Annotated in this window: 9 protein-coding genes; 4 read left to right on the top strand and 5 right to left on the bottom strand. The window is 60.1% G+C overall.

Annotation, left to right across the window (positions count from 1 at the left end):
• Positions 1-39: 39 nt before the first annotated feature.
• Complete coding sequence (locus CXQ94_RS02980) at positions 40-1779, bottom strand: glycerol-3-phosphate dehydrogenase/oxidase (protein ID WP_104086709.1); 1740 nt, start codon at positions 1777-1779, stop codon at positions 40-42.
• Between the two features lie 302 nt (positions 1780-2081).
• Here CXQ94_RS02980 and CXQ94_RS02975 point away from each other — a divergent pair, with 302 nt between their 5' ends.
• Positions 2082-5393, top strand: coding sequence for an NPCBM/NEW2 domain-containing protein (locus tag CXQ94_RS02975; protein ID WP_104086708.1), 3312 nt, complete (start codon positions 2082-2084; stop codon positions 5391-5393).
• A 52-nt stretch (positions 5394-5445) separates the two neighbouring features.
• Here the strand turns inward: CXQ94_RS02975 and CXQ94_RS02970 are convergent, their stop codons facing one another.
• Together CXQ94_RS02970 and CXQ94_RS02965 are read right to left on the bottom strand one after the other, a co-directional pair.
• Positions 5446-6570 (bottom strand): GuaB3 family IMP dehydrogenase-related protein, encoded by a 1125-nt coding sequence (locus CXQ94_RS02970; protein ID WP_104086707.1) that lies wholly within the window; start codon positions 6568-6570, stop codon positions 5446-5448.
• Between the two features lie 50 nt (positions 6571-6620).
• Positions 6621-7685: a BtrH N-terminal domain-containing protein gene (locus CXQ94_RS02965; RefSeq protein ID WP_181034048.1), complete on the bottom strand. Its 1065-nt coding sequence runs from the start codon at positions 7683-7685 to the stop codon at positions 6621-6623.
• A gap of 134 nt (positions 7686-7819) precedes the next feature.
• Between CXQ94_RS02965 and CXQ94_RS02960 the strand changes: the two genes are divergently transcribed.
• From CXQ94_RS02960 to CXQ94_RS02950, 3 genes are all read left to right on the top strand, one after another.
• Positions 7820-8476, top strand: a complete 657-nt coding sequence (locus tag CXQ94_RS02960; RefSeq protein ID WP_104086705.1) for a hypothetical protein — start codon at positions 7820-7822, stop codon at positions 8474-8476.
• Between the two features lie 163 nt (positions 8477-8639).
• On the top strand, positions 8640-9287 hold the full coding sequence (locus CXQ94_RS02955) for a hypothetical protein (protein ID WP_146070214.1): 648 nt from the start codon (positions 8640-8642) through the stop codon (positions 9285-9287).
• Between the two features lie 115 nt (positions 9288-9402).
• Positions 9403-10014, top strand: coding sequence for a hypothetical protein (locus CXQ94_RS02950; RefSeq protein ID WP_104086703.1), 612 nt, complete (start codon positions 9403-9405; stop codon positions 10012-10014).
• A 19-nt stretch (positions 10015-10033) separates the two neighbouring features.
• Here CXQ94_RS02950 and CXQ94_RS02945 read toward each other — a convergent pair whose 3' ends face one another.
• Both CXQ94_RS02945 and CXQ94_RS02940 read right to left on the bottom strand, forming a co-directional pair.
• Positions 10034-11380, bottom strand: coding sequence for an MFS transporter (locus tag CXQ94_RS02945; protein ID WP_104086702.1), 1347 nt, complete (start codon positions 11378-11380; stop codon positions 10034-10036).
• Between the two features lie 81 nt (positions 11381-11461).
• Positions 11462-13714, bottom strand: coding sequence for a glycoside hydrolase family 3 C-terminal domain-containing protein (locus tag CXQ94_RS02940; RefSeq protein WP_104086701.1), 2253 nt, complete (start codon positions 13712-13714; stop codon positions 11462-11464).
• Between the last annotated feature and the right edge of the window lie 11 nt (positions 13715-13725).

Raw genomic sequence — 13725 nt, 5'->3', positions numbered from 1 at the left:
GTACCTTTCAGGTCCCTGTCGTGCAGGGGGTTATGAGTCCTACATGAGCGGAACAATTCCTGGCGCACCTAGCCGTGCGGCGTCAGCTGATTCGTCGTCGGGCTGTTGTTGGCTGAGTCGCTCGGCTTCAACCCGGGCCAGGTAGTTGGCAACTTCATTGTCCTTTTGGGTTTCACTCCACCCCAAAATATCTCCCATCAGTCTAGCGACTACGGGGGCCGCTGCGACCCCGCGATCCCAGGACTCGATGGAAATTCGGGTGCGTCTTGTCAGGACATCGGCAAGGTGCAACGCGCCTTCATGGGTGGTTGCGTACACCACTTCAGCACCTAGATAGTCGTCGGCACCGGGCAGCGGCTGCCCTAGGTCCGGTGTGGCGACCACCAGCTCTAGGACGTCTTGCGCCATGGAGCCGTAGCGGTTGAGCAGGTGCTCCACCCTCTCAACGTGGACACCCGTTTCCTCGGCAGTCTTGTTGCGCCGGTTCCACGCCGCCTTGAATCCGGTGGCCCCCAGCAGCGGGATGGTTTCCGTGCAGCTGACGGGCACTTTTTCGTCCAGTGTCCGGGTGGCCTCGTCCACCGCGTCTTTGGCCATGACCCGGTAGGTGGTGAACTTTCCGCCCGCAACCACCACCAGTCCGGGGACGGGGTGGGCGACGACGTGTTCCCTGGACAATTTGGCCGTCGAGTCATTTTCGCCCGCCAGCAGGGGTCGCAGGCCGGCGTAAACGCCTTCGACATCTTCCCGGGTGAGTGGGCGCTTGAGTACCTTATTGACGTGTTCGAGCAGGTAGTCGATGTCCTTGCTGGAGGCGGCAGGGTGTGCCTTGTCCAGCTTCCAATCGGTGTCTGTAGTGCCGATGATCCAGTGCCTGCCCCAGGGAATCACGAATAGCACGGACTTTTCGGTCTTCAGAATCAGGCCAACCGTCGATTGGAACCTGTCACGTGGCACCACCAGGTGGATCCCCTTGGAGGCCCGAACCTTGAGCTGGCCACGGTCCGTAACCATGGCCTGCGTCTGGTCCGTCCAAACCCCCGTGGCGTTGATGACCTGCTTGGCCCGAATCTCAAACTCGGTCCCGTCCTCCAGATTGCGCACCTTGGCCCCCACCACCCGCTCACCTTCTCGCAGGAAGTCAATCACCTCGGTCTGGTTGGCGACATGGGCCCCAAAGCTGGCGGCAGTGCGAATCACATTCGCAACCAGCCGCGCGTCGTCCACTTGGGCGTCGTAGTAGCGGATGGAGCCGATCATCGCGTCGTCTTTCAGACTGGGGGCAGCTCTTAGGGTTCCCCTGCGAGTGAGGTGTTTGTGCATGGGAACGCCGCGGCTGTTGCCGCTGGTCAGGCCCAAGGTGTCATAGAGCAAAATGCCGGCGCCTACGTAGGGGCGCTCAATGAATCTCTTACTCAGGGGGTACAGGAAAGGCACCGGGCGCACCAGGTGTGGCGCGATGCGTTGAATGAGCAGACCCCGTTCCTGCAATGCTTCCTGCACCAGGGCGAAGTCAAGCATCTCCAGGTAGCGAAGACCGCCGTGGATCAGTTTTGACGAGCGCGACGACGTCCCTGCAGCCCAGTCGTTGGCTTCCACGAGTCCCACGTTCAGACCGCGGGTGACGGCGTCCAGGGCCGATCCTGCACCGACCACCCCGCCGCCAACGATCAGGATATCTAGTTCCTTGCCGGGCCCCGTGGTGGCTTTCAATGCTTGGAGCGACGCTTCACGAGCCGCCGGGCCCAAGTTGCCGTTGGGCTGGGTTGAGATTGTCATTCGATTCCTCCTGGAGGGCGCCATCAACTGATAGGAAAACCCTACGCGGTTAGCCAGCAGAAAGGCAGGGGGAAACTCATTGTGCGAATTTGTCGCATCGAGTCTGCTGACTATCTTCCAGAGATCGTCGATGCCCTAGCATTGCCGCCACGCCCTCCTGGCTCCTGTGGAGCGTGACAAAGGTGTCAAGCGCAAATGTACGATCGACGATCATAACCGTTCGATTTTGTTCGATTTGTTGACTCGCACATTCTCGATCCCTAGGTTGAAGGGACATCACAGCCAAATCAAGGAGGATTTGTATGCGTTTACGCGCCAAACCGACATCAGCATTGCTTTTGTCCGTAGCGATGGCCGCAGCAACCCTGGCTTCAGGGCCAGCGGCTGTAGCCGACGAACAACCGACGCTAACCGGAATTGTCCAGGTTTCAGACCTTCCATGGACGAGCATGAGCAACGGGTGGGGGCCCGTCGAACGCGATATGAGCAACGGCAGCAAAGAAGCAAACGATGCCAATCGCCAACCGTTGACCGTTGGTGGCGTCGTTTATGCCAAGGGTCTGGGAACGCATGCAACATCCGAGATTACCTACGACCTGAACAAGGCTTGCCGCCAGTTCCTGTCCTATGTCGGAATTGACGACACTCAGGGCAGCAAGGGACGGGTGGACTTCAAGGTGCTTGTCGACGGAATCGAAAAGTTCTCGGCCGAAAGTCGCGGCTCGGACGGACCGATCCTCGTCAATCTTGATGTGGCAGGGGCAAGCACGCTCACCTTGCGCGCCAATGAGGGCTCTGAAGGCAACGGCAATGATCATGCCGATTGGGGCGACGCGAAACTCAACTGCACCGACGCCTACATTGCCAATCCGCTCCAGATTCGGGCAGCCTCCGATACCAGGCTGGACTCCTTGGTTGCCGGTGATCTGGCAACCGTCGTAGTCTCCGGGGTTTTGCCGCAGTCTGCAGTTCAACTCTCCTTCCGCGGAACGAGTGTCAGCACGGCCGTTGCGAATGACTTTGGTGAAGCAACGGCAAAATTTGTTGTCCCGGCCGGCGCTGCTGTCGGTGCAGGCGAGATTCTGGCGACCGGGGTGGGAAAGTTCAACGCTCCAACCAGCGGAACTATCACGGCAGCAGTGACATCCATCTCCACCGGTCAGTACTTCGTTGATTGCTCAGCCGCCATTGAAGGCGACGGAACCAAGGAGGCCCCATATAACTCCTTGAGCCAAGTGAACAGCCATGGATCATTCCTGCCCGGTGAATCCATTAGATTCCGGGCGGGGGTGGACTGTGTTGGACAGCTGGCACCTCAGGGCTCTGGCCTGAAAGGGCACCCAATTTCCGTGCTCGGATACGGCGACGGGGCAATGCCAACCATCAACGGCAACGGGGCAGTCGCTGCCATTCAAATTACAAACGCTAGCTACTGGACCATCAGCGGACTCCACGTGATCAATCCGGCTACCGACCACGCCCGCCGGGTGGGAATCTTGTTCAACGCGACCACCGCAGCCGATCAGGGCGGGGTTGTTGTCACGGAGAATCACGTTGAGGATGTTGCCGGCTGGTCGAACAAGACGGGATCCCAATCGGCAGATTTTCCACTGTCTGCAGGAATCATGGTTCAAGTCCAGTCCGGATCCGGCGCCTATGCAGGAATCACCATTACTAATAACCGCGTCAACGACACCGGTGGCGGCGGCATCAAGCTCGCCGCCGACACAAACAAATACCACACCAACGTGCTGATCTCGGGAAACAAGATCGACTCGGTCGGCGGCGACGGAATCGTCGTGCACAACGCCGACGAACCTTTGGTCGAATACAACTCCGCTCTGAACCTTGGCATGGGAAAGCACCCCTTCGTAGCCGGCAACTTCGCGGGCATGTGGCCTTACAACTCGCGCAACACGATGTTTCAATACAACGTGGTCGGAAACAGCGTCACCTCTACCTATGACTCCACCGCTTGGGATTGCGATATCCAGACGGTGGGAACCTGCACGTTCCAATACAACTACTCCTACGGCAATGCTGGTGGCTTCTATCTCAATTGCGTGTCCGGTTGTGGCAACAGTTCCACCACAACAAAGGTGATCCTGCGCTACAACGTGTCCCAGGATGATTGCCGTCTAGGTGGCGCCAGCGGCGGACCCGGCGTCCATTACATTTACAACAACACGTTCTACTGCCCCTCAAGGGATTTCCTCGACGACATGTCTGGGCCCCGCTATTTCGCTAACAATGCGATCGTCGCGCCGTCAGGAAATCTCAAAAGCGGCTTAGGGACAAACCGGAACAATGCTTACAGCGGTGGGATCAAGCCGCCGTCGGACGAGGTCGGCGCCGTCATTGGTGATCCGAAGTTCCTGGCAGGCGGCAGCGGTCAAACGACGCTTTCCAACAATGGATACCAGCTGCTGGAAGGCTCGCCACTGATCGGCGCAGGCACACCCATGGCTGACAACGGTGGGCGCGACTACTTCGGCAACCCGCTGTCCGACGGCGCCCCCAACATCGGAGCCTACGCTGGTCCAGGCGTTGCTCGGCAGGCACTGACCATGGAGCAGGCGTTTAACCAAACAGCCGTCGCCAGAAGTGCAAATCCACGCAATGGTGCTGTCACCGTGGACCGGCGAACCTTTTCGGCAGAGTCTTTGGCCGATGCCGGCCTCACGATCGGGCAGAGCCGGACCGCCAATGGTGTTGACTTCATCTGGCATGGGACAGCGGTGGGTACGCCCGACGTCGTCAAGGCTGCCGGTCAGCGCATCGCCATCACCGGCCAGGGAAAAACCCTGCTGGTAGTTGGCTTTTCCACCGGTACAAAGGCCGAAGGTGAAGCGACCGTCAACTACACGGATGGGTCTAGCCAGAAGGTCACCATATCCTTGCCCAATTGGCTCAGTACAAACAAATCGGCAAGCACCGGTGTCCTCGCACAATCGGCGTTCCATCAGCGGCATACACAGTCATATGTTGGTGGAGCGGCAACCATTGTCAAGATCACCGAGCCTGCATCGATCTTCACCAACGCAATCCCCCTTGCAGCGGGCCGAACAGTTGCAAGCATCGACCTTCCGGAAGGTAGTCCCCTGGTTGATGAAGGGCTAAGTATCTTCAATTTGGCCGTCGGTAACGCCGCACTGGCTCCGACTGTTGTCGCGCCAGAATCAGCGGTCGCAGGTCAAAGCACCACCTTCACAGGCAAGGGTTTCGCTCCTAACGAGACCGTCAAGGTCTCGTTGTCGACTTCAAACCTCGACCTTGGCACGTTCATCGCGGACAACGCCGGAGTGGTTATAGCCAGCTGGGCCGTACCCGAGGCATTTGCCGCTGGCAGCCAAACAATTCAATTCGAAGGGGTGAGTTCGGGCCTGCGAGGCGAGGCCAGCTTCGTGGTCACCGGTGCGCAAGTCGAGTCGCAGAAGCCCACAGGTCCAACTCCTTCGGGGACAACCAATCCAACGAAAGTTCCAACAAATGGGGCAGACGATCTGGCTGCGACAGGAGCACTGACCGCAGCGCCCTTGGTTCTGGCTCTGCTCCTGCTCCTGGCTGGCGGAGGAGCTTTCGCACTCAAGAGGAGACGGCTAAACAAGCACTAAACCGAAAAGTGCCCCGGTCCGCAAAGGACCGGGGCACTTTTTAATTCGCAAGTTACGGGGAAACCAGCACTTCAACGCGCTGGAATTCCTTCAGATCCGAGTAGCCCGTGGTGGCCATGGAGCGGCGCAAGGCACCAATCAGGTTGGACGTGCCATCGGACTGATGTGCCGGGCCGTGCAGTACCTCGGCCAGCGTTCCCACTGTGCCCATATTCACGCGGTGTCCGCGGGGCAGTTCCTGATGGTGTGCCTCAGCACCCCAGTGCCAGCCCTGTCCGGGAGCCTCAGCTGCGCGGGAGAGCGCAGCACCGAGCATGACGGCGTCGGCGCCCATGGCGATGGCCTTGACGATGTCACCACTGGAGCCCATGCCGCCGTCGGCGATCACGTGAACATACCGTCCACCGGACTCATCCATGTAGTCGCGGCGCGCTGCAGCGACGTCGGAGATGGCGCTGGCCATGGGTGAGCGAATGCCCAGGGCGCGGCGTGTGGTGGTGGACGCGCCGCCTCCGAAGCCGACCAGTACACCGGCTGCTCCGGTGCGCATCAGGTGCAGTGCGGGTGTGTAACCGGCCGCGCCACCAACAATGACGGGCACATCGAGTTCGTAGATGAACTGCTTCAAATTCAACGGCTCGGTGGTTTTGGAGACGTGTTCAGCGGAAACCGTGGTCCCGCGGATGACAAAGACGTCAACGCCCGCTGCAACAACGGTCTTGTAGAACTCCTGGGTGCGCCCCGGCGTCAATGAACCGGCCACGGTCACGCCCGCGGCCCGGATCTCGGCCAGGCGTTGGGTGATGAGTTCGGGCTGGATCGGCGGGCTGTAAAGCTGCTGCAAGCGCAAGGTCGTCTCCGGGTTAACCACGGAGCCCTCTAGCTGTGCGATCTCATCGAGCACAGGCTGCGGATCCTCGTACCGGGTCCACAAACCCTCCAGGTCCAGTACGCCCAGGCCGCCCAGCTTGCCCAAGGCGATGGCAGTCTCCGGGGACATGACGGAGTCCATGGGGGCGCCGATCACCGGCATCTCAAACTGGTAGGCGTCGATCTGCCATTTTACTGACACATCCTTGGGGTCACGGGTGCGTCGGGAAGGAACGATCGCAATGTCATCCAAAGAGTACGCACGACGTCCACGCTTGCCACGGCCAATCTCAATCTCATAAGTCACGCCCCTAGCCTATCCCAGCCACGCGCTTTGGCCTTAAAGCAGCTACGAACTCAGGACTTCTGCAGCGTCCTTGCCGCCTCGGCCTCCAGATCGGCGATGACTTCCACGGCGTTAGCCATGGGAACAAAATCGGGTTCCCCTGCGGCACCAACCAAGGCCGTGAGGTCATCCCAATGCGCAGCGAGCTGGCGGTATTGCACGGCCGCATCGTCCAGAGTGGACGTTTCGACGCCGGATCCGCCGTACGCAGTTGCACCCACCTCCTGCAAAAAATCGGCGTACAAGGGGCGCAGCGCTCCCGGACCAGAGAACCGTCGCCCTGCGAGCTGCCCGTGCAACATGCCCAATCCGGCGGCGGCACGGTCCGGGTCGCCAAACACCCGAGCCCACCCGCGCTTTGAGGAGGTATCTGCCAGCCATCGCGCCCAGGACCTCATGCCGGCAATTCCAAAGTTCTTGGAATAGCCTGGCGGGATCCCTGGAGGGGCACTCGTGGCCAGAAGCGCATCAGCTGTCTGGGCAATGGACTCCCTAAGCACCTCACGAGTCAGCACGGTTCCGACGCCGGGTTCCACGTGCGCCTGCCAATACTTGTCTGCCTTCCGGCTACCCCTCGCCGCGGCCAGGGCAACTGCACTGATGCGCTCAAGGTGGCCGCCGCCGTCGTCCACCAGATAGGTCTCGCCGTCTCGGGCCACCACGGCAATGTCCAGCGAGTCCATGTCGGCCAGTGGGTCCTCGGCGACCCAGGGCAGCTGTCCACGGACCACCCGAACGACGGCGGGCACTCCGGTTTCCAGGGCAGCGTCAAGTCGCGCACGGGCCAATTTGGCACTACTTGTTTGGGCGATAGCGACCGATGCGCCGCTGCGGGCAAGCAAATTCTCCACGTATGGGCCTGGATGAAAGCGGGTGACGACTGAGGCGGTAGTGATGTCTTTGTACTCAAAAGTGAAGATCATGAAGCCAATGCCGCCGCCCAGGCCCGCCAGCATGGCCTCGGTAAAGGGGTCGTCGGTGAAGGGATTCAGGGTGCCCGACGCCGCCAGGACACGGCTCCACATGCCGGAATCCCAATGGGAGATCGGAGTGGCTGGATCATAGGTGGCAGGCATGGCTTGATTGTATCGGGCAGGCCTCCACGGTGTTGCGTGGGGAGGCCTGCCCATGGCAGGTTCCGGATGCCGACTTTATGCTTGTTGATACCGCCGAGGACGCACTCTTGGCGGGGCGATAGGGAAAGATCATCATGGCTAAGAAGCAAGAGCGGGATACGTTGGCGTTTTCTTACGGCACCATAACAGCCCAGCCCGCGCCCATCCCGGAAGTCATCACCCCAACAACTCTGGCGGAGCTTGCCATTCCGGTGGCGCGCCGGCTGGCCTTTGTCCGAGTGGCGTTGACCTTCGGTGTGGCACTTCTTCTTATTTCGGCGGGCCTACTGGTCAGTGGCTACCTTGATCAGGGCCCCGGTTCTGCCGGAGCCTTCGGAGTTCTGGTGACATTCGGGGCTCTCATTCTTGGCACCGCATTGGCGTGTTCATGGATTTTTGGGGCCAAAAAGACCCTGCGACGACCCTCATTCATTTGGCCTGCTAAGACCCCTGAAACTGTTCCCGACGCATGGCTGGGCACGGGAATCATGGCCGCCGTATCGATTGTCATCCTGATATTGGTCGCCATCTTTGGCGGCGACAGCTGGGGAACGAAAATGACCTCTGTGCAGGCCGCACTGCCATTTGCCACTCTTGGGCCGGGGATCATCGCGGTGATTTTTCTGATCACCGGATACACCATGGGGAATCGAGATGCGATTTTTCAGCGCTGGCTACGCAAGCGCCCCCTCGCTGCCGCCGAGTATGACGAACTCCGCAGCCGTATCCAAGACCAGACCGCACAACCGTAAGAACCTTTCGCACTCCCCCGGAGTGATGTTCCGGACAGGGCCCGTATCAGCCTTCGTTTGGGAACTGGCCCAGACCTGTTCGAAGTACGCTTACCGTCCACCCAAGCCTGATACTTTGGGCTTGGAATCCCTAATACGCAACTCTCGCAGAGGTCCACAAAGAATGAACTATTCCAACTATTGGCCCGCCATGGACGGCAGACCCCTCGACTACTGGCTGGATTCTGATGTGGCACGCATGGCCCCTGTACAGACTCAGTCCGCATTACGGGACATCGCTTGGGCGTACGGCCAGTGGCTGGGCTTCAGGGCAGCCGTGGGTGGGTTAGGAGCCACGCTGGTTGGCGCAGGCTTCCTATCCCTAGCCGTAATGGGCGAATCCGTTACCCTCTGGCTGACACTGATCTTGGCAGGTCTCGCGTTGACAACCACCGCCGGGCTGGTAGGGCGGGTGAAACTTGCCAACATAGCGCACGGCAAACAGCCCAGAAGCTCCCGTGCGGCTGGAACTTCAGCGTCCGGAATTGGCCTTGCTCTCTTTATCTCCGCGATCATGTCCGCCATCATGTTCTCGGGATTCTCAGGCTGGCTGTCGCAGGGCCCCGGGCCGGCATTTTCCTTGTTTGCCATTTGCCTGTTGATCCTATGTGGCAGCCTGAGTGTTTTTGCCGCCCCCGGGTACTGTGCCCAGCATGGGCGGCGCTTTTTCCGCAGTCGCATAGACAGCGACCCGAAACTGCGCCAGGAACTCGAAGCAATGTCACTGGCCTGGCGCGACCCAGTGGCCAACAATAGCTTCGGCTCCCTGTAGCTTCCGTCCTCCCCAACCTCCCACGCTCGGCTGGGGCCCCTCGGCCGATAGCGCCTTCCGTCCTCCCCAACCTCCCACGCTCGGCTGGGGCCCCTCGGCCGATAGGCTTAGCCTCATGACTGAGACGGAACTTCGCATGACCGACCACGAACTCCTGGCCTTGCTTTCCATGGCACCCACGGAATCCGCGGCCACCACGCTGGGGCTGTTTCGGCTGGACAAGCTCGCAGAGAACCAACTACTGCAGAATGCTGGTCTCACAACTCTTCTAGTCAGGGGCTTGGCGCAGTCGCAGGGCGAAAAAATTGTTCCTGTCGGGCACTGCGCAGTAGTTGGCACTGTGCTCGCCCAGGCCCAGGAATGGTTGGAAATCTCACTCACCACCCCCACGGCTGAGCATGTTCTTTTCACCGCAGGTTCTAATGTTGGAGCAGTGTTGTTGAGCCTGAGTCCTTTGGGCGTTCACGAAATTCAGCCCATTGAATCCGGTCCCGCAATGCTGGCCCTGGCCCTGCACCTGTGCCGCGAATACCTGACGAGTGCAGCAGAAGGCTTGCCCGCAACGGCCGCCGTCCGGCGCTTGCGCACTGGGCAGGCGCCCGTGGCCGTCACCCTCACGGCGACAGATTCCGGAGATTGGTCGCTAAGAACCGGCCCCGACTCCTTAGCGGTTCCCGTAACCTCCGCTGAAGCGCTGGATCATTTCGAAGCCGCCCTCAACGCATGATTGAGAGCGACTGCCCGGCTCAGCCCTGCTCCAGGGCGACTTTCCGCCGTTGCTCCAACACTGCAACGTTCCGCTTCACATCACGCGGGTAGTAAACGTAAAGGGCGGAGAGCACGGCCGCGTTGATCAGCATGAGGACTACCAAGACCCAGAAAAATACGGTCTGGATGCCAAGTGTGGCAGCCAGAAGTCCCGCACCGATGGAGAACACGGCCCATCCGAACGTTTCAAAGACGTTTAGGAAGATGGCGAAAGCTTGGTTACGCAGTTCCGGGGGAACCACCGCGGCGACGATCGGCCGGTTGGCCGGAGGATTCGAGCCCTGGGCGAAGCCGAGAAAGGCCATGAAGACGGCGTACACGGCAATGCCGTCGTAGCGGTACTGGGTTGCGAAGAATGCTATGACAGCGAAAAGGATTTGAGCCCCTTGCAAGTACACAACACGCCCTTTATAGGGAATCAACTTGTCAAGACGCGCTATGAACAAACCGCCGCCAACCGTCCCAGCAAAATACCCCAAACCAAAGGGAAGTAGAACCATGGCGGCAACTGCGTTGCTGAAGCCGCGCTCGGTTACCAGGAACTGAATGCCGAAGACCGCTATCAGCAGATGCCCCGAGAGCAGTCTGGATAGCATCATGATGGAGAAGGACGGGATCCGGAACAGCGAAAGTACGGATTTCAGAGTGACCTTGGGCGCGATGTTCTCCCGCCCGGAAAGGTCCGCCAGCTGACTTTCGGACGCCCCAACGCCTGGATCCTTGAGCAGGAATGCGACTGGCAGACTAGCAACGATACAGAAGGCGCCGATGGTCCACATGCCATAACGCCACCCCTCCGTCAGACCCGTAAAAAGGGCGATGAGCGGGCCAAGGAAGGAACTGATGAGGCTGACGAAGCCGTAAAAATAGCCGGCGGCCTTGCTCCGCTGGGAGTCTTCAAAGGAGTCGGCGATGATGGCCATGGCGATGGGGCCACCTCCGATGAGTGCCGCCGACATGAGCGAGTTGAAAATTAGCAGCTGAACGAAATTCTGGGAGAAGCCAGCCGCGATGCCGAACACCCCGCCGACAATACTTGTCACGATGAGAGTCTCGCGGCGTCCAATACGTCCGGCCAACCATGCCCAGGCCGGCCCGGCGGGTACCGCAATGAATTTGCCAAGGGCCGCAAGAATGCCCAGATGGCTGCTTTGCAGGTGGAGTGCCGCGGCGATGGTCGGGAACAGCGTGGTGGTTAGCCCTTGTTCGGTGTTGTCGACAACCGTGATACCCGTGAGGGTCGCCAAGTTCCGCCACCGGTGCCGAACCTGTTGTCCTTGCGCGGATCCGGAGGCTTTGTTGGGTGCTGTCGTTGCGGTGTTCATAAGCGGGCTCTGTCTTCTTTGGCAGTTGAATGGAAGTGCGTTGTGGCTGCCCGGAGGCAGCCACAACACCGTGACTATGGCTTAGCTGCCCTTAACAAGTTCTAGAAGTCCATCCAGATCGTCTTCGGCGACCGGGATCATAGGAAACTGGACCAGCTGGCCCAAGCGTGTGCCCATGATCATCCGGTCTCGCGAAGATCCTTCTGGTGCGCCTGATCTAAACGCCAGAAGAACCGGCTCAAGCAGACGCCGCAGGGCGGGCCCACCCACGGGGTGACTGAACCAGTCCCCAATGGTTGACTCCCGGTCAACCATGGCAACGAAGTCCTCACCGTGGATCGCAAGGGTCGAGCTGAGCCTCAGGTCGCGGATTGAGGCCCCAACCTCAAAACTGTACTCCAGCTCCTCCACCAGCCATGCGGCGGCAGCGGAGTCGTAGTACGCAAATTCGCCTCTTGGTACTGTGATGAGAACCTCGGCAGATTCGCCGGGCTGCAAGTGGACGCTGGCGAACCCCTTGAGCTCGCGCTCTGGTCGTTGCACGCGGGATCCGGGGGCTTTCACATAGGCCTGGACCACCTCGCGCCCGGCCCTTGCGCCGCTGTTGCGCACAGTCACTGTCAACTGGGCGCCGCCGTCGGCATCGATGACCCGAAGGTTGGAGTATTCAAAGCTTGTGTAGCTCAGCCCGTGACCGAAGGGGAAGGAAACTGCCAGTTTACGGGCATCGTAGTGGCGATAGCCTACAAACAAGCCCTCACCATAGGTGACGTGGCCGGCCTCCCCCGGGAAGTTTAGATATGCCGGGGTGTCTTCGAGTCGCAGCGGAATGGTTTCCGTCAGCCTGCCAGAGGGGTTGGCCATACCGAACAGCAAATCTGCGATTGCCGAGCCACCTGCCTGCCCGCCCAACCAGCCCTCCAGGATTGCCGGAACGTTATCCGCCCAGGCCGATACCCGCACCACGGAACCGTTGGCAAGCACAACCACCACATTGTTGTTAACTGCAGCAACAGCGTGGATAAGCTCCGTCTGCTCTTGCGGCAATTCGATGTGCTGTCTGTCAAAGCCCTCGGATTCAAAGCTCGCGGGAAGTCCCACGAAGAGAAGAACGACGTCGGACGCCGCGGCGAGCGCCACCGCCTCCTCACACAATGCGGGGTCCACTGCGGCTTCCGGTTCGCCATCAACTGTGAATCCCGCGGCAAAGGCAATACCCGCGTCGCCGGCCAGCCCCCTGATGGCGTCCAGCGCGTTGTCGAGCCGTGTGGGAACCACGGTTGAGCTACCTGCCCCCTGGTATCGCGGAGTGCGTGCGAATTCGCCAATCACGGCAATTTTCTGCCCGGCGGATGGATCCAAAGGCAGGAATGCGCCGTCGTTCTTCAGAAGCACAGCGCCGTTGATTGCGGCTTCACGGGCCAGCGCGTGGTGTTCGCTGGCGTCAAAAGTGGTGCCCGGGCGGGAACCTAGTTCACTCTTCGCAGCCAGCTCGATTAGCCGGCTTGCGCTGCGATCCACGAGTGCCTCATCCAATGCCCCGGACCGGACGGCAGCCGCCACTTGGGCCGGTCCTGCGCCGGACGATGAAGGCATCTCCAGATCCAGGCCGGCGGACAGTCCTTTGACCCTGTCCACCACTGCACCCCAATCGGAGACCACTACGCCGTCGTACCCCCACTCATCACGCAAAACGTCGGTGAGAAGCCACGAGTTTTGAGCCGCATGCAGGCCATTGATCCTGTTGTACGAGCACATGACCGTCCACGGCGTTGCTTCCATGATGACCCGGCGGAAGGCACGCAAGTAGATCTCCTGAAGCGGGCGTGGCGCAATATCTGCACTGACAGTCATGCGCTCAGATTCCTGGTTGTTGGCGGCAAAGTGCTTCAACGAGGCACCCACGCCTTGGGACTGGATCCCGTTGACCCAGGCCACACCCAGTTCCCCGCTGAGCATCGGGTCTTCGGAGAAGTACTCAAAGTTGCGCCCGCACAAGGGGCTGCGTTTGATGTTGATGCCGGGGCCAAGAAGCACGTTGACACCAAAAGATTGGGACTCAATACCCAAGGCAACACCAACACGGTGAGCCAAACCCGTGTCCCAGCTTGAAGCCAGTGCGACGGCGGGCGGGAAACAGGTTGCGGGTGCACTCACAGACAGGCCCAGATGATCCGCGTCAGTTTCCTGGAACCGGAGCCCGTGTGGGCCATCGGACATCACGACGGCGGAAATTCCGGCATCCGGATAGGCGACGGTATCCCACCATCCGGCCCCCGACGTGAGAGCGGCTTTCTGTTCGAGATTGAGAGAGGTGACCTTGTTGACAGTCATGATTGCGTTTT

This window comes from Arthrobacter sp. GMC3 (assembly GCF_002929305.1).
Classification (GTDB): Bacteria; Actinomycetota; Actinomycetes; order Actinomycetales; family Micrococcaceae; genus Specibacter.
The sequence above is the reverse complement of the archived record's forward strand: the minus strand, read 5'-3'. Positions and strand labels throughout refer to the sequence as shown.

Excerpts from the sequence above, each read along its gene's own strand:
- CXQ94_RS02980 (WP_104086709.1), bottom strand. The coding sequence starts at position 1,779 with ATGACAATCTCAACCCAGCCCAACGGCAACTTGGGCCCGGCGGCTCGT.
- CXQ94_RS02975 (WP_104086708.1), top strand. The coding sequence starts at position 2,082 with ATGCGTTTACGCGCCAAACCGACATCAGCATTGCTTTTGTCCGTAGCG.
- CXQ94_RS02965 (WP_181034048.1), bottom strand. The coding sequence starts at position 7,685 with ATGCCTGCCACCTATGATCCAGCCACTCCGATCTCCCATTGGGATTCC.
- CXQ94_RS02960 (WP_104086705.1), top strand. The coding sequence starts at position 7,820 with ATGGCTAAGAAGCAAGAGCGGGATACGTTGGCGTTTTCTTACGGCACC.
- CXQ94_RS02955 (WP_146070214.1), top strand. The coding sequence starts at position 8,640 with ATGAACTATTCCAACTATTGGCCCGCCATGGACGGCAGACCCCTCGAC.
- CXQ94_RS02950 (WP_104086703.1), top strand. The coding sequence starts at position 9,403 with ATGACTGAGACGGAACTTCGCATGACCGACCACGAACTCCTGGCCTTG.
- CXQ94_RS02945 (WP_104086702.1), bottom strand. The coding sequence starts at position 11,380 with ATGAACACCGCAACGACAGCACCCAACAAAGCCTCCGGATCCGCGCAA.
- CXQ94_RS02940 (WP_104086701.1), bottom strand. The coding sequence starts at position 13,714 with ATGACTGTCAACAAGGTCACCTCTCTCAATCTCGAACAGAAAGCCGCT.